Below are 20,930 nucleotides of genomic sequence, written 5' to 3' on the forward strand. Positions count from 1 at the left end.
AAAAATGCACCTAAGAGGTGCATTTATATATTTTTTAATGGTTACAAGAACATTTTTTTTCAGCTATTGCATCTACTCCTGGTAAAACTTTACCTTCTAAGTACTCAAGTGATGCTCCACCACCAGTTGAAATATGTGAAAATCTTTCAGCATATCCAAGTTGGATAGCAGCAGCAGCAGAATCTCCTCCACCTATTACTGTAATAGCATCATTTAAATTAGCTATAGCTTCACAAACTCCGATAGTTCCTTTAGCATAGTTAGACATTTCAAATACTCCCATAGGTCCGTTCCATACTACAGTTTTAGCTCCAGCTAATTCTTTAGCAAATAATTCTATTGATGCTGGTCCTATATCAAGTCCCATTTCATCTTCTTTAACTTCGTTTACACTAACTATGTGGTGTTCTACATCATTGTTAAATTCTTTAGCAACTACTGTATCTATAGGTAAAATTAATTTATTACCAGCTTTTTCTATTAATTGTTTAGCAAGTTCAACTTTATCTTCTTCTAATAATGATTTTCCTGTATTCTTTCCTAATGCTTTTAAGAATGTGAACATCATTCCTCCACCGATAATTACTTTATCAGCTTTGTCTAATAAGTTTTCAATTACACCTATTTTATCACTAACTTTAGCTCCACCTAATATAGCAACAAATGGTCTTTTTGGTTCATCTACTGCTCCACCTATAAATTCTATTTCTTTTTGCATTAAAAATCCAGCAGCAGAATCAGCTATGTTAGATGATATTCCAACATTTGATGCATGAGCTCTATGAGCAGTTCCAAATGCATCATTTACGAATACATCTCCAAGAGAAGCCCAGTATTTTCCAAGTTCAGCATTATTTTTAGATTCTTTTTTTACTACTTCATTGTTTTCAACATCTTCAAAACGAGTGTTTTCGAACATTAGGATTTCACCTTCTTTAAGTTCAGCAACAGAAGCTTCAAGTTTATCTCCTTTTGTAGCAGGAATAAATTTAACAGGTTTACCTAATAATTCTTCTAATCTTTTAGCAACAGGAGCTAAAGATTTTGCAGCTTTATCTTCCTCAGTTTTAATTCTTCCTAAATGAGAGAAAGCTATTACTTTTCCACCATTATCTAAAATGTAGTTTAATGTAGGTAAAGCAGCTTTAATTCTATTGTCATCTTTAATAATTCCTTCTTTAATAGGTACGTTGAAATCAACACGTACTAATACTTTTTTTCCTTTTACATCTAAGTCTTTTAAAGTTTTCTTTGCCATGTTCTTCTCCTTAAAAAATTGTATTTTACAAGTTAATTATAGCACTAAAGACTTTTTTTTTCAAGATTTTTGGATATTTACTTATTAATTTATATAGAATTATATGAATAATTTTAAAATATATACAATATATATTAAAGTATTTATTATTTATATACTATAAATATTGACAATTATACATATACTATTGTAAGATTGAGGAAATAATAAGAGAAAGAAGTGATGACATATGAAAAAAATGATGAAAAATAAAATAGAATGGAAAGAATTTTTATACTGCGTATTCTTATAAAATAAGAGGAATTATTTTTTGTATGAATGTCGCAGAATATAGGAATTAAATATTAAATGAGATTCATATGAAAGGTAAAATGAATGAATAAAATTATTAAAATAGATAACTTAAGTAAGAGTTATACTATAAAAAGTGGATTATTTTCTAAAAAAGAAAATATAAAAGTAGATGCATTAAAAAATATAAGTTTAGAAATTTATGAATGTCAAACAGTTGGATTAATTGGATTAAATGGGGCAGGTAAATCTACTTTAATAAAAATTATTTTAGGTATACTTGTTCAAAGTGAAGGAAATATAGAAGTTTTTAATAAAAATCCTTTTAAAAATAGAATATCTAACTTATACGATATAGGGGTTATTTTTGGTCAAAAAACACAACTAAGATGGGATTTATCTCCAATGGATTCATATAAGCTAAATAGAGCTTTATATGACATACCTAAAGAACAATTTGATGTTTTGTTAAATAAATATTCTAAAATATTAGATTTAGATGATTTTATAAATAGACCCGTTAGAACTCTTAGTTTAGGTCAAAAAATGAGAGCAGATTTATTATCTGCATTATTACACTCACCGAAATTATTAATTTTAGATGAGGCAACAATAGGAGTTGATATATTAAGTAAAAATAAGATTATAGATTTAATTAAAGAGCTTAAAAAGAATACAACAATAATTTATACATCACATAATTTAAATGAAGTTTATGAAATTTCAGATAGAATTGTAGTTTTGAATAAAGGAACAATAATTCTCGATAAAAATAAAGATGAACTTTTAAATAATGTAGAATATTTAGGAATTAAGCTTTATCTAAAAAAACCACTTAAATATGATGATTTAAAATTTAATAAAGTAAAAATGATAAAAGTAAGTGAATATGAATATACTTTTAGATTTATAAAAAAAGATATTTTGAAAAATTTTTTAGACTATATTTATTCAAATAATTCAATAGATTATTTTGAAATTAATGAAAATAATTTAGAGAAAATATTAAAGGATGTTGATAATGGATAAATATATAGAATTAATCAAAATAGGAATTAAAAAAATATTATCTTATAGAGGATTAATAACATTGATTATTATAAAAAACTATATATACATATTTTTGCAATATAGTTTATGGAACTCTATAAAAGAAAATAGTATAGTAAATGTTAATTTAACTAACATTTTAATATATTTTATAATTATTAAAGGACTTGATAGTACAAACTTTGATTTATCTCAAACTATAAGTCATGATGTAAAAAATGGAGATATTGTAAATATATTAGCTAAACCTATAGAAATTGAAAAATATTATTTTTTCGATATTTTAGGTGGAACTATTGCAAAAGTAATTGCAATATTATTTCCTAATATACTAATATCATTAATTCTAACAAGAAATTTTGAAATACTTTTTATATTAAAAATATTCTTTATTATAATAGGCTCATATTTACTTAATTTCGTTATAGAATTAATTTTTGGAACTTTATCTTTTTTTACACAAAATATTTGGGGAATAGAATCTTTAAAATCGGTATTTATTTTAATATTATCAGGTTCATTTTTTCCAATAGAATATTATCCATTATGGTTAATAAAAATAATTGATTATACACCTTTTGTTTATATATACAGAAAAGTTGCAGAATTTATGATATATAAAAATGATTTTGTTAAAATATTGTTTTTTCAAATATTTTTTACATTATCTTTGTTTTATATTTATAAATTAATTTTGAAAGTATGTTTAAAGAAAATAAGTATAAATGGAGGGTGAAATGAAAAAATATTTAAAATTATTTTTTATGTATGGATATATTAATATAAAAGAATTAAAATCTTATGGAATAGACTTTTATTTAGGTTCAATGGCAATGTTTCTAAAAAATATAGCTAATTTATTTATAATATTTTTTATATACAATATTGTAAATGTCATAAATGGTTGGAATATTAATGAAATGATATACCTATATTCTATAATTACCATTAGTTTTTCAATATGGAGATGCTTTTTTATAAACACACTAAACATTTCATATTATATAATAAACGGAAAATTAGATTTATTATTAATAAAACCTGTAAATCCTTTGTTTTTAATTTTTATGGAAGGATTTGATGAAGATGCTTGGGGAGATTTAGCTGTGGGTATTATTTTATACATCTACATATCGTTTAAGTTAAATCTACCAATATTAAACGTAGTTTTAGTGTTTTTAATAGCCTTAGTAGGAGGATTAGTATTTGCTGCTATTTCAGTATTAGGTTCATTGTTTTTAGTAATATTTTTGGGTTCATCAAATTTTTCAGATTTACCATATATTATTTATGAATTTGCTAAATATCCAATAAATATTTTTAATCCTGTAATATCTTTTCTATTTAAATCTATTATTCCAATTGCTTGGATAGGATATATACCAGCTTATATAAATTTAAAAGATAATGGACATAATTTATTATTACTATTTTGTATATCTATTTCTATTAGCATAATATATTTTATTATAGTATTTTTAATTTGGAATAGAGTATTAAAAAAATATTCAAGTTCAGGAACTTAAAAAAAGTGGAAAAAATTACTAAAGTATAGTATAATGATACATATAAAATTGAAAGGTGGATTTCACATTATGAGAAAAATTTCTGAAAATGTTTACGCATCTATGGAAAGACTTTCTAATAAAGAGGGAATAATAGGCGCTTTGGCGATAGACCAAAGAGGTTCTATTAAAAAAATGATAGGAGCTTATTCAGAAGCAACAACTGAAAAAATCGAAGATTTTAAAAGTTTAGTATCATCTGAATTGACTAAATATGCTTCATCTATTTTACTAGATCCAGAATTTGGATTTCCTGCATCAAAAGTAAGAGCAGAAGAATCAGGATTATTATTAGCTTATGAAAAAACTGGTTATGATGCAACTAAGAAAGGTAGATTACCAGACATATTAGAGGATTGGTCAGTAAAAAGATTAAAAGAGAAAGGTGCTGATGCAATTAAATTCTTGCTTTATTATGATATTGATGATGATAAAGCTATAAATGAAGCTAAACATATTTTCATTGAAAGATTAGGTTCTGAATGTTTAGGAGAAGATATACCATTATACTTAGAATTAGTTTCTTATGATGAAGCAGGAAAAACTGGTAAAGAATTTGCAAAAGTTAGACCTCGTAAAGTAATAGAAATGATGAAAGAATTTTCTAAAGGAAGATACAATGTAACAGTATTAAAAATGGAAATACCTGTAGATATGAACTATGTTGAAGGATATGGAGAAGAATGGGTATACACTAAAGAAGAAGCTATGGCATTTTATAAAGAACAATCAGAAGCAACTGATTTACCATTTATATTCTTATCAGGTGGAGTAAGCATGGACTTATTCAAAAAATCATTAGAATTAGCTAAAGAAGCAGGATCATCATTTAATGGAGTATTATGTGGAAGAGCTACTTGGGCAGATGCTATTAAACCTTACAGTTTAGATGGAAGAGAAGCTGGTATTGAATGGCTACAAACTCAAGGTAAAGAAAAAATTACATCACTTGATGAAGTATTAAATAGAACAGCTAGTGATTGGAGATTAAAATTAAGTAAATAAATAACTAATTAAAAAGGTAGGAGAATTTCACAAAAATTGAAATCCTCCTATTTTTTAATTATCCAATAACCTTTTTTTGAACTTCCAATATATATTAACTTATTATCTTCTCTTAATTTAGAGATATCTCTTTCTATTGTTGATTTTGATACACCTAATATATCTTTAAGAATACTTGCTGTAATATGATTATTCTCTTTAATTAATTTTAAGATTTTATTTCTTCTTTCTAATACACCTAATCTTATATTTTGACCCTCACTTTGACCTTCATTTAGGACATTGCTTTGACCTTCATTTAGGGCATCACTTTGACCTTCATAGTTACGATTAAACAATGTAACTATTATTCCGTTGTTTGAAATATAATATTCTGGTTTCTTTTTAAAATCAGCATAATCTTCAAAAATTCTTCTAACTCCTGAAGCATAGTTTTCAATAATATTTATATTTTTTTCATCTATATCTTTTTTGTTAATGTAATAATAGTATACAGACTTTGAAATTTTAGCAATCATTAATAACAATTGAAAAGGATATTTAGCTCTAAGCTCTGCTATTACTTTTACTTTTTCTTCTCTTTTAGCTCCCTTTCTTGAACTAGAGCCTTCAATTTTTTTAAATATTCATTCTCTGCTTTCAGATATATATTTTCTTTTTCTAATTGTTTAATTTTTTCATTTTCAGATAACTCTTTAAAACTCTTTTTAGGTTTAGTTATAGATTTAGGTTTCCTTCCTTTTTTCTTCTCTATAATATTAGACCTTTTAAAAGTCAATTATTCAAAATAAAACTAATAGAAATTTATTACATATAATTTTATATGCAAAAAAAGCACCTCCATTTCTTGTGTCCAAGATTTGGGGTGCAGAATAAATTTTTCTATCATTCTATTTTTCATTTTTATTATACAGATATAAAAGAGTTATTAAACCAAATAATCCAATAAGCATAACGCCTAAATTTTCTAAACTAACCCTTTTTTGACCTTCTATTATTAATTTTAAAAAAAGAAAAAACGTCATTAAATAAAGTAATATTTTTAAATATTTATTCATATATTCTCCTATTCTTTACTTCCACCTGCACTCATACCTTCAGTAAGTTTTTGTTGAACTATAATATACAGTATTAATGTTGGCAACATTACTATAACCATACCTGCATAAAGTCTACCGTAATTTGCAGCACCTCTACTTGCAGCCATTAATGTCATTAGACCCACAGGTAATGTTTTTTGCTGACCTGGTAATAATGTTAATGCGATAATATATTCATTCCAGAATGCTAGGAAATTAAATAATATTACTGTAATAATACTTGGTCTTGCCATAGGAGCCATTATTTTAACCATAGTTATAAAATAACCTGCACCATCAATATATGCAGCTTCTTCATAAGTTTTAGAAATTGATTGAAAGAAGTTAGTTAATAAATATATTGTAAATGGTAGTGTAGTAGACATATATATTATTGCAAGCACAGTCATATTATCTAATAGAAATGAACTTTTAATAATTTCTTTTTTTCTTAAAAATTTATCTCCATCAAGTAACATTAAAAATATAGGTATAACTATATAGTTGACATTAATAAATAGACCTGCTTTCATGAAAAGATTCCAGAAATTTCTTCCTTTAAATTCAAATCTTGCAAGAACATATGAAGCTGGAAGTGCAACTATTATTAATAATATTAATGCAAGAGCAGTTACATAAACAGAATTTAGTAAATAATCGCCCATTTTTGCATTTATAAAGGCATCAATAAAGTTTTGATAATAGAAACTCATAGGTAATTTCCATGGAGAATCTACAAATTCAGAATTTTGTTTTAGAGAGGCTAAAAATACCCATGAAACAGGAATTATTATTGATATAGCAAAGGTAATTAATGCTAGATATATAAATAATTTGTAAAGAGTTTCAGCACTCATATTCCTTTTTTTCATATATTGCCTCCTTAATATTGTAATATTTCTCTATTAGTAACTACATTTATTATACCTGATAGTGCAAATGAGAATAAGAATACAATTACTCCTATAGCCATACCATATCCATAGCTTTGATTTGTATATGCTTGAGAATACATATAGCTTAGGAATACTTCTGTTGCTCCATCAGGACCACCACCAGTTAATGGTATAACTAGTAGAAAGCTTAAATTTATAGTACTAATTATGAAAAATGCTAAAGTAGCTCGTATATTCAACCAAATCAAAGGTAAAGTAATTTTAAAAAATTTAGTTATTTTTCCAGCACCATCAATATCAGCTGCTTCATATAGGCTATTTGGTATAGCAGACATAGCTGCCATGTACATTACCATGTAATATCCTATAGCTTGCCATATAAGGGCAAAAGCAATAGAATAAATAACTATACTTTGATCTCCAAGCCAACCAAATTGAGGAGGTTTAATTCTAAACATTATTAATATGCTATCTATTAAACCATGACCTGGGTCATATATAGCTGAAAAAATTCCTGAAACTACTACTATAGATAATATATTTGGTATGTAGAAAATTATTCTAAATAAATTAGCTCCTTTAATCTTTTCTGTTACAAGTATTGCTGCAAAAATTACAGCTACAGTAAGTGTAACAATAGTAACTATAACGATTAAAAGTATAGTATTTTGGAAAGTTTTAATAAACTTTGGATCATTAAATAATATTTTAAAATTGTTTAATCCAACAAATTTTGGATTTTTAGATAGTGCACTAGTTTTAAATAAAGACATTCTAAATACTTGTAATGTAGGAATAATTCTAAATAGTATATATAAGATCATAGCAGGAGCTAATGAAAAGAATATAAATAATCTTTTTGAATGATTTCTCATTAATTTCTCCTTTTTAATAAAACATTACAGAGAGTTATTCTCCCTGTAATGTTTACTAAATTTATTTAATTACATGTTCTCTTAAAGTGTCAGCCATTTTAACTATATCAGCTTGCCATTCTTCAACAGATTTAGTACCATTTACTACTGAGTTTATAGTTCCATAAACTGTTCCACTAACATCTACACCTTCTACTGGAGTAGTAGCTGCAAATCCACCTGCTAGAGGGTTTGCACCATTTTTAAATGTTTCATAGAATACTTGATTTTCTTTACTTAACATATCAAATGGATAATTTTTAATAGGTTGAACTGCACCTTTTTCAGCAAATATTTTAGCTGCTACATCAGAGTATAGGAAAGCTATAAATTCTTTAGCTGCTTCAACATTTTTAGCTTCTGCTGGAACCCAAATATGTTCAAAGAAGTTAACTGCATATGATTTTCCACCTTTTTCGAATGCTGGATAAGCAGTCATTCCCCATTTGAAATCTTTAGGAGTAGTAGCTGCCATTTCTCCAACTATCCAAGTACCATTAGGCATAAATAATGCTTTATTATCAATAACTAATTGTTGATTTTTAGTAAATCCTTCATTGTTTGCATTTGCAACTGTAGTTGGATGTACATTTTTAACTACTTCACCTAAAACTTTAAATACTTCATTCATTTTTTCAGAATCCCATATACCTTTTTCATAGCTCATAGCCTTATTTAAAAATTCAGGTCCACCTTTAGCTGCTAAAATTGGAGGTAAGAAAGAATCTAAATATCCTGTTGTAGGATAAGTTAATAATGAAATTCCTTCTGATTTTGCAATTTTTGCAAGTTCTAACATTTCCTCCCATGTTGTAGGAACTTCCCAACCTTTTTCTTCAAATAATCCTTTATTAAAGAATAATCCTGTAGGTGAATTAAACATAGGCATTAAATATGTTTTACCATTTAAGTAAGGGTCAGTTTGATTATTTCCTACTGCACCATCAGTTAATTTAGATCTAACAGTAACTTTTTCTCCAGGTATATTCATATCTAAAATAGAAGTTAGTTCTGCTAATGCTTGTTCTTTAACAAAATTTTCAGGAATACCTGCTTTTCTACTTAAAGCTAACATAATTACATCTGGATAATCTTCTGCTTGGAATAATCCAGGTAATGTAGATTCAATGTCTTTTGATTGATTTAATTCAATCTCAACATTAGGATTTACCTTCTTATATGCCTCTATAATTTCTGACCACATTTTATCACCATATGCAGTTTCAAGAGCAGCAAATTTTAAAGTAACCTTTTCACCTTCTGTAGCTTTTTCATTAGATTTAGCTCCACACGAAGCTATTGTAAAAAAAGATAAAATAGCAATAAATGCTAATTTGAATAATCTTTTCATTTCATACCTCCTAAATATTTATTTCTTAATCCATTTAAGTTCATACCTTTCTAACTCTATATTTCCTAGAGCAGTTATATTAGTTTTAATATTTTTATCACTGTTATTAATTACGGCGATATATTCATTAAATTCATATGCTTCAACATATATGTTATCACTAATATATTTCTTATTAACATCATCAGTTATATATCTAATAATATTGTATATAAAACGAGTATTTTCAATACTATAAGGAAGTCCTTGTAAATACACTCCTTTACCTTTTCCATATTTATTTATACTTGCCTCAACACCAAATTCTTTGTTTAACTGAAGTATTTCTAAATTATGACTAGTAGAATATATGTATTTATTTCTATTACCTATAGATAGTTTACCTTGAATTTGCTCAAATACAATAGATCTATTTTTTGTTTCTTCCATGTATCTTGAAAATTGTAAGGTATTTCCAATTTCTTTATCAACACCTAATACATCTTGTAATTGGAAGTATGTTCCATTTCCAAATGCAGCACTTGGATCACCTATTCCTATGAATCCATTTCCTTTTGAAACAAATTCTCTTATTGCAGTAAGAACTTTTTCATCTAACCAATTTTCGCCACCTGAAAATGAAGTATTTGCCTCACCAACATTAATTATTATTTTAAACTCAGATAATTTATCAAGATTTTTTATGTCATCAAAATTAATAAATTCTATGTTATATGGCAGTCCTGATAATGCTTCAAGCACACCTATATAAGAAATATTTTCCTTATTACCTGTAGCATGTCCAGTTCTATTTGATTGCCATGATTTTATTTTCCCCCAAGAATTTAATATTCCAATTTTAAAATTAGGTTTAATACATTCCTCATTTGCTGTTTTTTCATGTATTTCTCTAAATTCTCTAGTTGATTTTGTAACACTATCTATAAATAAAGGGAATTTAGCAGCTAGAGATAAATATCCACCAAATCCTATTCTATCAACTTTTTTAGTAAGTATAGCCCTTCTTGATCTCATCCAGTTATACTCCCATTCTAAATGAGGAGAGTTTCCTGAGTGGAATGTATCTGGAAATAGATAAGGCAAGAATCTAATTTCTTTTATTCTAATATTTTCCATATCAGAAACCATTCTAATATCTACACCACATTCAGCAGAACCAGCAACACCATCAAGACCAATATTTTTAAAATATTTTCCATAAGGTTCAGTACCTATCCAGTTATCTCCTACAAACATTATGGCTTCTTTACCATATTCATGAACTATGTCTACACATACTTTTGCAAGAGTTGAAACAAATTTTTGTATAAAGTCTATATAATCTAAGAATACTTTACTAGGATTTCTGAATTGGTTGTTATAATAACCTTGATCAATAATATCCTCAAGAGATATATCATATCCTTTATCTTCTTTGAATTTTTCAAACATTTTAGGAGAAACAGATGCTGAATAACCAAACCAATCTCCAAATTTTTGCATTGCATGTTGATTATACATAATAGTAAAGTGATAAAAGAAAGTTGTAAATCTAACTACATTAACATTAGTATTTTTTTTACACCATTTCTTTAAATGAGCATATATATGTTCTCTTGTTTTATCAAATACTGCATCATATGGTATGGATTTATTACCAATCCAATTATTAGTCATATGATTATACATATGGGTAGTATCCCAAGTTTGTTTTGCAAAAAAGTTAACTGTATATTCATGAAATTTTTTAGTGTTTTGTATAATTACAGTATTACCATTAAATTTCCAATCTTTTTTAGGAACTAAGTTACCAGTAGTTCTGTCAAAAACCTGCCAATAATCAGTAGTTTTTTCATCAATTTCTAATTGTTCTTTGTAATATCCAGCCATAGGATCTATTTCTAAAGTATTATCAAAGGCTGTGTATCTTTCAGATATTAATGCTTGATGTTGTATTTCTTCTGGATTTTTTCTAGGCCATTTTTGATCTTCTCTTGCAGGGAAATATGTAGAATAAACTTTAACATCAAGATTTTCAAAAAATTCATTTAATTTTGTTCCATCGCTATTTCTAATAGCATCAGCTCCCCATAGTTTTATTAATTCTAAAACTAAGTCTTCGCAACCTTTTTCTATAGGTAATGTAACTCTACTCATTTTTTCTCCTAAAATTCATATATTTGGAATTTTTTAACCACCCTATTTACTTCACCACTGGGAAATGGGTTATCCGTAGTTAAATTGAAATGTTGTGATTTAAAGAAAGCATACATTTGACCATAAATTAGGTAAGTAAATATTGCTTTTTCTAAATTAATTTCAACATTAGGTGTTATTATTACTTTAGTTGCTTCTTTAACCTTATCACAATCTTTTAATGAATATGTAACTATATTATTTGCAACATTTTCTGATTTCATTTCAGATAATATATCTAAGGCATATTTTACTGAATGCTTTTCACTAGACAATAGTAAAAATACTATAGTATTTTTATTAATCACAGATTTAGGACCATGTCTAAATCCTAAAGTAGTATCACTTTTAGCAACAACTTTACCAGCTGTAAGTTCCATTACTTTAAGAGTTAATTCCTCTGCAAGACCTTTAAATGCTCCATCACCAAGTATAATTATTCTATCTTGATTTTCATTTGCAATAGCTTTTATACTTTCAAGCTTTAGATCTATTTCTTTTTCAACTAAAGATATTACCTCTCTCATATTTTTAGTATTTGTTTTGTTATAGAAGATAAGCATAGCGGTCATTAACATGCTTGAAAAGCTTGAAGTCATAGCAAAACCTTTATCATTACTTCCTTCTGGCATTAGAAGTATTAAAGTATTATCTTTGTATTCTGGAGTAGTAGACATTAAAGCTAACTCTCCTTCAGGGTTACATGTGATAAATAAATGATATACTTCTTTTACTAAACTATTTACTAGTTTTATTGTTGCTACAGATTCTGGAGAATTTCCAGATCTTGCAAAAGATACTAATAATATTTTTTTATCTTTTTTTAAGTAATGAAGTGGATTATTAACTATATCTGTAGTAGCTATAGATAAAAAATCACCTTCTTGCATAGAATTTAACATAGGAGCTAAAATATTTCCTACATATTCTGAAGTTCCTGCTCCTGTGAAAATTACTTGAACGTCTTTACCAATCTTATTTAAAAATGTAGTAATCTTTTCTTGATTTTCTTCAAAATAGTCTACAGTCTTAGTCCATATTTCAATTTGAGTATGGATTTCTTTTGCTGTGTTGTATGAATTTGTCTCTTTTAAAACATGTTCACAAATTCCTAAATAATTCATTTAATTCACCTCTTCATATTAACTGGTTCTAACCAATTTTGATATAGTATATTATACTTTGAAAATTATAAAAGTCAATATTAAAAAGTGATCTTAGGGAAGTCCTAAAATCACTTTGTAATCTATATTCCATCCTCAAAATCATCTGATGATGTTTCTCTTATTTTAAGTTCAAAACCTTTTATTTCTTCTTTACCAATCTCTAATGCAAAATGATACAGTTTTTCAGTTGTAGAATAATCTCTTTCAGATAAAACCTCAAGTAACATAGGTAAGTTCATACCACCTATTACTTTAACATTTTCATGTTTTAAGGTAAGAATTGAGGCAACCTTAAATGGAGTTCCCCCAGCAATATCTGTTAGTATTAAAACACCTTCACAAGATGAAAGTATTTCTTTTTCTATTTTTTCTTCTAACATTTCTGGAGTTATATCCTGAGTAAAATCTATGGATATTAGATTTTCGGCAACACCATATATTAATTCTACTGATGAAAGTATGCCAGAAGAAATTTTTCCATGTCCAGTTATTAATATTTTAATCATCTATATTATCCCTATTAAAGTTCCAAGTATACCTAATATTAAAGTTAAAATAACTAAATTAAGTGGAGAAACTTTCTTTCTTAATAAGTATAACATTAAGAAAGTATAACCAACTGGTAATAATCTAGGCATAACTTTATCAAAACTTTCTTGTAAATTAACACTAGCTTGTCCAGCAGGTATAACAATTTTAGTTGTTAGATTGATAAATTGAGCTATCATAGAACCTACTACAGTTAATCCTAAGATAGTAATTGATTTAGTAAACTTTTGAGTGTTAGCCTTTAACGTAGATATTGATTTAACACCAGTTTTGTATCCATAATGCATTAATCCAAATTTTAAAATAAATTGCATTGCGTTAAATAAGATGAAGAATATTATTGGTCCAACTATAGAACCTTGTAGAGCAAATGATGCTCCAAGTCCAGCTGAAATAGATAAAAATGTTAACCAGAATAATGAATCTCCTATTCCTCCTAAAGGTCCCATTGTAGAAACTTTAATTGCTCTAATAGTATCTATATCTTCTTTGTTTTCTTCCATTGCAACTACTAATCCTAAAATGAAAGTGATTAATAATGGGTGAGTGTTAAGAAATTCCATATGCATTTTCATTGATTTAGATAAATCTTTTTTATTAGTATGAATTTCTTTTAATGCAGGATTTAATGAATATAGCCAACCTGCAGCTTGCATTCTTTCCATGTTAAATGCTCCTTGACAAAAGAAAGAACGAAGGGCAACCTTGTTTAATATACTAGGCGTAATAACTTTATTAACTTTTTGATCCACGTATTTATTAGATTCCATTTTCTTCCTCCTCATTTCTTATAACTTCTACTGTTTTAGAAGAATTTGAATAATAATCATATAAGGCAATTGATATTGCAATTAGTGTAACAGCTACTAAATCTAAATTTAAATAAGCTGTAGCAACAAATCCAGCAATTAAGAAAGCAAAGTATTCTTTTTTTAACATAATGTTTAATAATAGTGCAAATCCTATTGCAGGCATCATTTTACCAGCTGTACCAAATCCATCTATTATATTTTGAGGTAATTTATCTAGTAAAATTTTTATTGTATCTCCACCGAAATATACAAATAAGAAAGTAACACCACCAAATAGTATAAATCTAATTAATAATTGAATGTATACTAATCTATTAACACCAGCAGGATTAGCTTCTTCTGCAGCTTTATCTCCAAGTTTCATCATTCCTGAATATAAAGAGAACATTAATGTAACTATAATTTGTCCAATAACTGCAAGTGGGAATACTATTCCTATCGCCTCTTGAGGTTGTAATCCTGATAATAGTGCTAATGAAACTCCGAAAATCCCACCAACTACTATGTTAGGTGGTTGAGCACCTGCAAGTGGAACTAGTCCCATCCAAACAAGTTCTAAGCTTCCTCCTACCATTAATCCTGTTTTAACATCGCCTAAAATTAATCCTATGACTAATCCTGCAAATATTGGTCTGTGGAAAGTTTGAAGTCCATCAAATTGTTCAATTCCAGCAAATCCAGCCCAAATAGCGATTAAAATTGCTTTTAATAACATAAAGATTCCTCTCCTTTACTATAATAAATTAATTAATTCTTGACCTTTATCTGTTGGTACTCCCTTAATTGTAAGTTTTATACCGTAATTTGATATTTTTTTGATAACTTCTATATCATTATTATCTACAAACACTGTAGGTGATACTTGAGTTTTACCTTCTGAAAAATGCATATTTCCAACTATCCATTCATCAAGTTTTAAACCTAGTTCAGTAAGTCTTAACACATCTTGAGGTGTTTTACAAACTAGTAAGATTTTTTGGCTTGGTGAAGCCTTGTGTATTATTGCAGCAGTTTTTTCTATTGAGAAATACCTAGTTTGTATTCCTTCTGGAACTACCATATCCATTAAAGATTGTTGCACGGTATTTGTTGAAACTTCATCATTTGCAACTAAAATTAAATTTGCTTGTAAGCTATTAGCCCAAGTCATACCAACTTGTCCATGAATAAGTCTGTTATCTATTCTAGCAGCTAAAATATTTGGCATATTATTCCTCCTTAAAAAATTATTATATGCATAAGGTGCAGACCACTTCTACTACTTAAACAAAGTATAATTCGTTTTTTTGATTTGTCAATATTTGAACTTGATTTTTTTTAAAGCCTTTCGTAACTTATATCATATAGGTATAGTAAATACAATCTGTATATTTTTTAACACTTTTTATGAAATATAAAAAAGGGAGTGTAAAAACACTCCTAATTTTTTGTATCAATTAAATAATTTCTTTTAAGTGATAAGTCTTCAATGTCAATGTATCTTATGTCATCTTTTTTTATTATTGAAGTTTTATTTTTATACACTAAAGTTATATACTTATAATTAATATTTGATATAAACCCAAAAGTTTTATCATCATCAAAAATATTTGTTATAGAGTATATAATATTTTTATTCATAATTTCATGTAAAGTTAAATCTAAAATATTATCATTACCCTCTATTTTAAAATTAGTTTTTTTGAAAATATAGCTATTTAAAATATTTTCTTTACTATTTTATTTAATTAAAACCTCTAGTTCTTTTAAATATTTAGTATTTTTTTGTGTTTTGTTAATATCTTCTTTTAAAAATAGTACTTTACCATCTTCAAATCTCATAGTATGTATTGTTTGAAATAAAATATTTTTTTCATCTTCTGCAATAATATATCCTACACAAAATTTACTATAGTCATCATTATTATACACCTCAATTAAAGTGTCTTTAAATTCATCAATAAATCTCATATTATTTATTCTTTTTTAATAATTTTTATTTATTTCTTTTTTTATTAGTTGAAACATAACTACCATTTTTTTCTCCACCTTGGTCTTTTTGACGTCTTGCTTCAGCATTTTCATGTTTTTATTCAGTAGAGGGGCTAGCATTATTTTTATGTTCATTATAAAGATATGCCCCTGTAGCTACAGCAGTAGTTATGACAATAGCAGTGATGATTACAGGTGCAGTTACTGCAGTATCAACACCTTTAATTATAGCTGGAGCAAGAGAAACGACATTTTTATCTTAAATTTTTTCTTTGTTTTCATTTTTTATACTAGTATCACCTTCCGTATATTCTTCAACTTTAAAGTTTGCTATGTTTGCTATGATATTAATAGATGTCCCTAATAATAGTAATAATGCGATTGATTTCTTGAATTTTAATATATTAATTCCTTTATATTTTGATATTAATAGTTTACTTTGCGTTTAAAAATATATCAATCGTAAAAAAATATTTTTGTAATTGCAAATGTTTTTAAATGTAGGTATACAGTAAATATTGTAAAGTTATATCCATAATTTTTTGAAATAATAAAATATATTTATATTCCAAATTAAGAAATTGTCATAAACTTATTTTTTTAAATATTTTATATCGATTGAATTATTTTTATGAATATATCTGTCTATAAATATATTGTTAAATTTTTTAAAAAAAATGTTTTTTGAATAATTGAATTAAATCTGTAAATATAAAAATAATATCAATAAAAGCTAAAAATATCAATTGATTTTCTCATTTGAAAAGATGTATAATTAGGTATTAAAAGATTTTATTTAGGAGGAATGAATGGAGAAAAAGAGTTTTTGGAAATCGTATAGATTTTCTATTATTTTAATCTTATCTATAATAATTGGTTCTTTAATTGGAGCTATGTTTGGAGAGAAAGCTATAGTTTTAAAACCTTTTGGAGATTTATTTATCAATTTAATGTTTACTATAGTAGTACCATTAGTATTTGCGACTATAGCATCTTCAATATCTAGTATGAGTAATATGAGAAGACTTGGAAAAATTATTAGCTCTATATTGGTTGTCTTTGTAATTACAGGATTAATAGCTTCTGTTATAATACTTTTGGTTGTTAAGATGTTTCCACCAGCAGAGGGTATAAGTATAGTTGTTAATGAAGTTGCAAAACTTAAATCTATCTCTACAGGAGATCAAATAGTAAAAACATTTACAGTTACAGACTTTACAGAATTAATTTCAAGAAAAAATATGCTACCATTAATAATATTTACAATATTTTTTGGATTTTGTGTTAATGCAATAGGAAAGCCTGGGAAAATAATATCAGAATTTCTAGATGCTTTATCTAAGACATTACTTAAAATGATAGGGTATATAATGTATTATGCTCCTATAGGACTTGGGGCATATTTTGCAGCATTAGTTGGAGAATATGGACAAGAATTGATAGGTTCATATACTAAAGCAATGTTAATTTACTACCCATTATGTATACTATATATTTTAATGTTTTTCCCTATATATGCATATATAGCTGGTGGGAAAGAAGTAGTTAAATCTTTAAAATATGTTCTATCTCCAGCAGTTACAGCACTTGCTACTCAAAGTTCTATTGCAACATTACCTGTAAATATAGAGGCATGTGAAAAAATTGGTGTACCTAAAGATGTATCTGATATTGTTTTACCAATAGGAGCAACAGCACATATGGACGGATCAGTACTAGGGTCTATATTAAAAATATCTTTCCTATTTGGTGTATTTAATATACCATTTACAGGCATAAGTACATATCTTACAGCAATACTATTATCTATAGCAGGTGGAGTTGTAATGTCAGGAATTCCTGGTGGTGGTTTAATAGGTGAGATGTTAATAGTATCAATTTATGGATTTCCACCTGAAGCCTTCCCTATAATAGCAACTATAGGATATTTAATAGATCCTCCTGCAACTATGATAAATGCAGCTGGAGATACAGTTGCTTCAATGCTTGTGGCAAGAATGGTAGAAGGTAAAAATTGGTTATTAAAAAAAGGAGAAAAAAATGTATAAGGCAGTAGTAACTGATCTTGATGGCACGTTATTAAATAGTAATCATAAAGTAAGTGAATACAGTAAAAAAGTTATAAAAAAGTTTGTTGAGAAGGGATATAAGTTCTATATTGCAACAGGAAGATTATATGAATCAACTAAAGAAATAGCAGATTCTATAGGAGTTAAAATACCTTTAATTACTGTAAATGGAACAAGAATATTAGATGAAGATGGAAATGAGATATATAATAATACATTAAGTCTTGAAACAGTAAGAAAAATAGCTTCTTTAGATTATAAGGCATGTGGAGAAGAATTATTAATCAATGGATATTTTAGAAATATATGGCTTGTAACTGATAAAAAAGCAGAAGAATATTATAGAAAAGAAAGACCAGATAAACCATATTTTCCTAATACTGTATCTGAAGAGGAATTTATATCTAAAACATTTAATAAAATGCATTTTATTGGTAAACATGAAAGTTTATTAAAATTAAGGGAAAAGATATTAGAAGAAATAGATGATGATTTAAATGTAGTTTTTGTTGGAAATACTTGTCTTGAGATCTTTAATAAGGAAACAAATAAGGCAGAGGCAGCTAAGTTTGTATTAGAAAAAGACGGTATAAAATTATCTGAAACTATTGCTTTTGGAGATTCTTTAAATGATTATGAGATGTTAAAAGAGGTAGGTAAAGGATTTTTAATGGGAAATGCCATTTATTTACTAAAAGAAATGGCTCCTGAACTTGAGGTTATAGATACAAATGATAATGATGGAGAAGCTAAGAAAATAGAAGAAATATTTGGAATATAGAGGTGATTTGTTTGAAAAAAATAGCTTTGGTGGTAGATGATAATCCATATATTAGAGGAAATATTAGAGAAATACTTGAATCTTCATTTTTTGAAGTATTTGAGGCAAAAGATGGTATAGAGAGCATAGATATGTTTTTAGAAATAAATCCAACTATAGTAATTATGGATATAAATATGCCAAGATTAAATGGTCTTGAAGCAACTGCAAAAATTATGGAAATGAATCTTAATGCAAATATTGCTATTTGTTCTTCTATGCTATTCATTCCTTATTATCAAAAATTAGCTAAAAAGGCTGGAGCCAAGGCACTTATATCAAAACCATTTACAAAATTAGAGCTGATTTCAGGTCTTAATGAATTGTTAGAGGAAATGAGGTAGGAAATGAAAATAATAATTGAACTTTTGTACATATTATTTTTCTCATTCATTGGTCAAAGTTTAAGTAAAATAATAAATTTACCTATACCAGGATCGGTAATTGGATTAATTATTTTTTTCTTGACTTTACAATTTAAGTTAGTTAAACTTGAAAATGTTGAAACAACATCAAAATTTTTAATCGATAATTTAGCAATATTATTTATTCCAGCTGGTGTTGGTATAATGATTAGCTTTAAGCATGTACAAGAAATATGGGTAAGTATATTATTAATATGTTTATTTACAACATTACTTTCATTAGTAATAGTTGGTAAATTTACACAATACTTAATATCAAAGGGGGATAAGAAATAATGTTTTTTGAAGTAACAAATGATCCGTTATTTGGGATGTTTTTAACTATAGCCTCTTTTATTTTCTTTAAGATGCTTTCAGTTAGATTTAAATCATCTATTTTAAATCCAACTATTTTTTCGATAATTTTTATTATTCTTTTTTTGAATTTATTAAATATACCATATGAAAATTACTATAAAGGAAGTGAAATCTTTAATAGAATGATAGTACCTGCAACGGTTGCATTAGCAGTTCCACTTTATAAGAACATTTATATATTAAAGAGATACTATAAAGAAATATTATTAGGTATAGGAATAAGCACCTTATTTTTATTAATTATTCTTGGACTAATAATGATAGTCTTAAATATGGAAGAAAAAATAGTTGCATCAATACTTCCAAAATCAATTACAACAGCTATTGCGATAGGAGTTAGTGAAAAGATAAAGGGACTTCCTTCAGTTACAGTAATTTCTGTAATAATATGTGGGAATATAGGGGCGATATTTGGGGAATTAATTTTTAAATGGTTTAAAATAGATCACCCTATTGCTCAGGGAATATCGCTTGGGACAACATCGCATGCTATAGGTACAAGTAAAGCAGTTGAATTAGGAGAGGTTCAAGGATCTATGTCAGGACTTGCAATAATAATCACAGGAATGTTTACTGTAATACTTGCTCCGTTAGTGTATACTATATTAATTTTATTAAAATAGATAGCTTTAGCCATCTATTTTTTATATTTGTGAAATTTTTTTATTTAATATATAATATTTGAGGGTAAAATTGTGGTAATGTATTAAAAAGGAGGACTATGATTTTTATCATAAAAAGGTATTATGAAACAGAAAAAGGTATTATTTTTACTATTACTATCTTTTCTTTCTTATTCAGATGAAGAAAAAAGTAATATAAGTGGAGAAGTAACTTTTGGTGTTGATGCAACATTTGGAGTTGATGGATTAGAAAATGTAAGTAGAGCAATCCCTCCAATAATAGATTTATTTAAAAGCAAAAAATACAATGATTATGAAAAAAAGGGTAATACAGGAAATACCGGCAATGGAAATAATGGTAACAATAGTGGTATTGGGAATAAACAACCTAATTTTGGTGATCAAGGTTTGTATATTCCAAAATACAACACCACGGTTAGAGATTTAGAATTAGCTACAAGATATTTATCCAGTAATGTAAATTTAAAAAAAAGATTAAATGTTAAACTACAAGAACGTTATTTAGGTTTGGGATTAAAAGTAGATATATTAGG

24 protein-coding genes and 2 pseudogenes are annotated in these 20,930 nt (G+C 26.7%); 11 read left to right on the forward strand and 15 right to left on the reverse strand.

What is annotated here, in order from left to right; genetic code table 11:
- Window positions 1–34: 34 nt before the first annotated feature.
- Window positions 35–1,258, reverse strand: coding sequence for a phosphoglycerate kinase (locus BUE91_RS02250; RefSeq protein WP_073507811.1), 1,224 nt, complete (start codon window positions 1,256–1,258; stop codon window positions 35–37).
- 375 nt (window positions 1,259–1,633) lie between these two features.
- Here BUE91_RS02250 and BUE91_RS02255 point away from each other — a divergent pair, with 375 nt between their 5' ends.
- The 4 genes from BUE91_RS02255 (at window position 1,634) to BUE91_RS02270 (ending at window position 5,169) form a co-directional block, all read left to right on the forward strand.
- Window positions 1,634–2,578, forward strand: a complete 945-nt coding sequence (locus tag BUE91_RS02255; protein WP_073507812.1) for an ABC transporter ATP-binding protein — start codon at window positions 1,634–1,636, stop codon at window positions 2,576–2,578.
- Window positions 2,571–3,335, forward strand: coding sequence for an ABC-2 family transporter protein (locus BUE91_RS02260; protein WP_073507813.1), 765 nt, complete (start codon window positions 2,571–2,573; stop codon window positions 3,333–3,335). The genes BUE91_RS02255 and BUE91_RS02260 overlap by 8 nt, the downstream gene beginning before the upstream one ends.
- A 1-nt stretch (window position 3,336) precedes the next feature.
- Window positions 3,337–4,125 carry an ABC transporter permease gene (locus tag BUE91_RS02265; RefSeq protein ID WP_073507814.1) on the forward strand — a complete coding sequence of 263 codons (789 nt, stop codon included), beginning with the start codon at window positions 3,337–3,339 and terminating at the stop codon, window positions 4,123–4,125.
- Between the two features lie 69 nt (window positions 4,126–4,194).
- On the forward strand, window positions 4,195–5,169 hold the full coding sequence (locus BUE91_RS02270) for a tagatose 1,6-diphosphate aldolase (RefSeq protein WP_073507815.1): 975 nt from the start codon (window positions 4,195–4,197) through the stop codon (window positions 5,167–5,169).
- 47 nt (window positions 5,170–5,216) lie between these two features.
- Here the strand turns inward: BUE91_RS02270 and BUE91_RS07405 are convergent, their stop codons facing one another.
- The 14 genes and pseudogenes from BUE91_RS07405 to BUE91_RS02335 all read right to left on the reverse strand — a co-directional run bounded on the left by BUE91_RS07405 (window position 5,217) and on the right by BUE91_RS02335 (window position 16,061).
- Window positions 5,217–5,507, reverse strand: a complete 291-nt coding sequence (locus BUE91_RS07405) for an HTH domain-containing protein (RefSeq protein ID WP_244889873.1) — start codon at window positions 5,505–5,507, stop codon at window positions 5,217–5,219.
- A gap of 96 nt (window positions 5,508–5,603) precedes the next feature.
- Window positions 5,604–5,929 (reverse strand): annotated as a pseudogene (locus BUE91_RS07410) (IS3-like element ISFnu8 family transposase); the annotation flags it as partial.
- 130 nt (window positions 5,930–6,059) lie between these two features.
- Complete coding sequence (locus tag BUE91_RS07075; protein WP_012858190.1) at window positions 6,060–6,227, reverse strand: DUF6903 family protein; 168 nt, start codon at window positions 6,225–6,227, stop codon at window positions 6,060–6,062.
- Between the two features lie 8 nt (window positions 6,228–6,235).
- Entirely contained in the window at window positions 6,236–7,120 is an 885-nt protein-coding gene (locus BUE91_RS02285; RefSeq protein WP_073507818.1) for a carbohydrate ABC transporter permease, read from the reverse strand.
- Between the two features lie 11 nt (window positions 7,121–7,131).
- On the reverse strand, window positions 7,132–8,019 hold the full coding sequence (locus tag BUE91_RS02290) for a carbohydrate ABC transporter permease (protein ID WP_012858192.1): 888 nt from the start codon (window positions 8,017–8,019) through the stop codon (window positions 7,132–7,134).
- A 61-nt stretch (window positions 8,020–8,080) separates the two neighbouring features.
- Window positions 8,081–9,409 carry a carbohydrate ABC transporter substrate-binding protein gene (locus BUE91_RS02295; protein WP_073507819.1) on the reverse strand — a complete coding sequence of 443 codons (1,329 nt, stop codon included), beginning with the start codon at window positions 9,407–9,409 and terminating at the stop codon, window positions 8,081–8,083.
- 18 nt (window positions 9,410–9,427) lie between these two features.
- Entirely contained in the window at window positions 9,428–11,545 is a 2,118-nt protein-coding gene (gnpA, locus tag BUE91_RS02300) for a 1,3-beta-galactosyl-N-acetylhexosamine phosphorylase (RefSeq protein WP_073507820.1), read from the reverse strand.
- Window positions 11,546–11,553: 8 nt separating this feature from the next.
- Window positions 11,554–12,708, reverse strand: a complete 1,155-nt coding sequence (locus tag BUE91_RS02305; protein WP_073507821.1) for an SIS domain-containing protein — start codon at window positions 12,706–12,708, stop codon at window positions 11,554–11,556.
- 122 nt (window positions 12,709–12,830) lie between these two features.
- A complete protein-coding gene (agaF, locus tag BUE91_RS02310; protein ID WP_066901295.1) occupies window positions 12,831–13,256 on the reverse strand; it encodes a PTS galactosamine/N-acetylgalactosamine transporter subunit IIA in 426 nt (141 codons plus the stop codon).
- Window positions 13,257–14,069, reverse strand: a complete 813-nt coding sequence (locus BUE91_RS02315; protein WP_066901293.1) for a PTS system mannose/fructose/sorbose family transporter subunit IID — start codon at window positions 14,067–14,069, stop codon at window positions 13,257–13,259. It abuts the gene before it with no gap.
- On the reverse strand, window positions 14,059–14,826 hold the full coding sequence (agaW, locus tag BUE91_RS02320; RefSeq protein WP_066901291.1) for a PTS N-acetylgalactosamine transporter subunit IIC: 768 nt from the start codon (window positions 14,824–14,826) through the stop codon (window positions 14,059–14,061). Before agaW ends, BUE91_RS02315 begins: the two co-directional genes overlap by 11 nt.
- An 18-nt stretch (window positions 14,827–14,844) precedes the next feature.
- Complete coding sequence (gene agaB / locus BUE91_RS02325; RefSeq protein ID WP_066901289.1) at window positions 14,845–15,318, reverse strand: PTS galactosamine transporter subunit IIB; 474 nt, start codon at window positions 15,316–15,318, stop codon at window positions 14,845–14,847.
- A gap of 212 nt (window positions 15,319–15,530) precedes the next feature.
- Window positions 15,531–15,731 carry a hypothetical protein gene (locus BUE91_RS02330; RefSeq protein ID WP_073507822.1) on the reverse strand — a complete coding sequence of 67 codons (201 nt, stop codon included), beginning with the start codon at window positions 15,729–15,731 and terminating at the stop codon, window positions 15,531–15,533.
- 99 nt (window positions 15,732–15,830) lie between these two features.
- On the reverse strand, window positions 15,831–16,061 hold the full coding sequence (locus BUE91_RS02335; RefSeq protein WP_073507823.1) for a hypothetical protein: 231 nt from the start codon (window positions 16,059–16,061) through the stop codon (window positions 15,831–15,833).
- Window positions 16,062–16,354: 293 nt separating this feature from the next.
- Here BUE91_RS02335 and BUE91_RS07080 point away from each other — a divergent pair, with 293 nt between their 5' ends.
- The 7 genes and pseudogenes from BUE91_RS07080 to BUE91_RS02365 all read left to right on the forward strand — a co-directional run.
- Entirely contained in the window at window positions 16,355–16,531 is a 177-nt protein-coding gene (locus BUE91_RS07080) for a hypothetical protein (RefSeq protein ID WP_180371200.1), read from the forward strand.
- A 360-nt stretch (window positions 16,532–16,891) separates the two neighbouring features.
- A complete protein-coding gene (locus BUE91_RS02340; RefSeq protein ID WP_073507824.1) occupies window positions 16,892–18,130 on the forward strand; it encodes a dicarboxylate/amino acid:cation symporter in 1,239 nt (412 codons plus the stop codon).
- Entirely contained in the window at window positions 18,123–18,932 is an 810-nt protein-coding gene (locus tag BUE91_RS02345; protein WP_066901278.1) for a Cof-type HAD-IIB family hydrolase, read from the forward strand. Before BUE91_RS02340 ends, BUE91_RS02345 begins: the two co-directional genes overlap by 8 nt.
- Window positions 18,933–18,934: 2 nt before the next feature.
- A complete protein-coding gene (locus BUE91_RS02350; RefSeq protein ID WP_244889872.1) occupies window positions 18,935–19,315 on the forward strand; it encodes a response regulator transcription factor in 381 nt (126 codons plus the stop codon).
- 3 nt (window positions 19,316–19,318) lie between these two features.
- A complete protein-coding gene (locus tag BUE91_RS02355) occupies window positions 19,319–19,672 on the forward strand; it encodes a CidA/LrgA family protein (protein WP_073507826.1) in 354 nt (117 codons plus the stop codon).
- Window positions 19,672–20,376, forward strand: coding sequence for an LrgB family protein (locus BUE91_RS02360; protein ID WP_073507827.1), 705 nt, complete (start codon window positions 19,672–19,674; stop codon window positions 20,374–20,376). Before BUE91_RS02355 ends, BUE91_RS02360 begins: the two co-directional genes overlap by 1 nt.
- 123 nt (window positions 20,377–20,499) lie before the next feature.
- A pseudogene (locus tag BUE91_RS02365) lies at window positions 20,500–20,930 on the forward strand (hypothetical protein); the annotation flags it as partial.

It is taken from the genome of Streptobacillus notomytis, assembly GCF_001902585.1.
GTDB lineage: Bacteria > Fusobacteriota > Fusobacteriia > Fusobacteriales > Leptotrichiaceae > Streptobacillus > Streptobacillus notomytis.

Coding starts and splice junctions, on each gene's coding strand:
- BUE91_RS02255 (WP_073507812.1), top strand. CDS start 1,634: ATGAATAAAATTATTAAAATAGATAACTTAAGTAAGAGTTATACTATA.
- BUE91_RS02260 (WP_073507813.1), top strand. CDS start 2,571: ATGGATAAATATATAGAATTAATCAAAATAGGAATTAAAAAAATATTA.
- BUE91_RS02265 (WP_073507814.1), top strand. CDS start 3,337: ATGAAAAAATATTTAAAATTATTTTTTATGTATGGATATATTAATATA.
- BUE91_RS02250 (WP_073507811.1), bottom strand. CDS start 1,258: ATGGCAAAGAAAACTTTAAAAGACTTAGATGTAAAAGGAAAAAAAGTA.
- agaW (WP_066901291.1), bottom strand. CDS start 14,826: ATGTTATTAAAAGCAATTTTAATCGCTATTTGGGCTGGATTTGCTGGA.
- BUE91_RS02295 (WP_073507819.1), bottom strand. CDS start 9,409: ATGAAAAGATTATTCAAATTAGCATTTATTGCTATTTTATCTTTTTTT.
- agaB (WP_066901289.1), bottom strand. CDS start 15,318: ATGCCAAATATTTTAGCTGCTAGAATAGATAACAGACTTATTCATGGA.
- BUE91_RS07075 (WP_012858190.1), bottom strand. CDS start 6,227: ATGAATAAATATTTAAAAATATTACTTTATTTAATGACGTTTTTTCTT.
- BUE91_RS02335 (WP_073507823.1), bottom strand. CDS start 16,061: ATGAGATTTATTGATGAATTTAAAGACACTTTAATTGAGGTGTATAAT.
- BUE91_RS02345 (WP_066901278.1), top strand. CDS start 18,123: ATGTATAAGGCAGTAGTAACTGATCTTGATGGCACGTTATTAAATAGT.
- BUE91_RS02360 (WP_073507827.1), top strand. CDS start 19,672: ATGTTTTTTGAAGTAACAAATGATCCGTTATTTGGGATGTTTTTAACT.
- BUE91_RS02290 (WP_012858192.1), bottom strand. CDS start 8,019: ATGAGAAATCATTCAAAAAGATTATTTATATTCTTTTCATTAGCTCCT.
- BUE91_RS02330 (WP_073507822.1), bottom strand. CDS start 15,731: ATGAATAAAAATATTATATACTCTATAACAAATATTTTTGATGATGAT.
- BUE91_RS02340 (WP_073507824.1), top strand. CDS start 16,892: ATGGAGAAAAAGAGTTTTTGGAAATCGTATAGATTTTCTATTATTTTA.
- BUE91_RS02305 (WP_073507821.1), bottom strand. CDS start 12,708: ATGAATTATTTAGGAATTTGTGAACATGTTTTAAAAGAGACAAATTCA.
- BUE91_RS02315 (WP_066901293.1), bottom strand. CDS start 14,069: ATGGAATCTAATAAATACGTGGATCAAAAAGTTAATAAAGTTATTACG.
- agaF (WP_066901295.1), bottom strand. CDS start 13,256: ATGATTAAAATATTAATAACTGGACATGGAAAAATTTCTTCTGGCATA.
- BUE91_RS02355 (WP_073507826.1), top strand. CDS start 19,319: ATGAAAATAATAATTGAACTTTTGTACATATTATTTTTCTCATTCATT.
- gnpA (WP_073507820.1), bottom strand. CDS start 11,545: ATGAGTAGAGTTACATTACCTATAGAAAAAGGTTGCGAAGACTTAGTT.
- BUE91_RS02270 (WP_073507815.1), top strand. CDS start 4,195: ATGAGAAAAATTTCTGAAAATGTTTACGCATCTATGGAAAGACTTTCT.
- BUE91_RS02285 (WP_073507818.1), bottom strand. CDS start 7,120: ATGAAAAAAAGGAATATGAGTGCTGAAACTCTTTACAAATTATTTATA.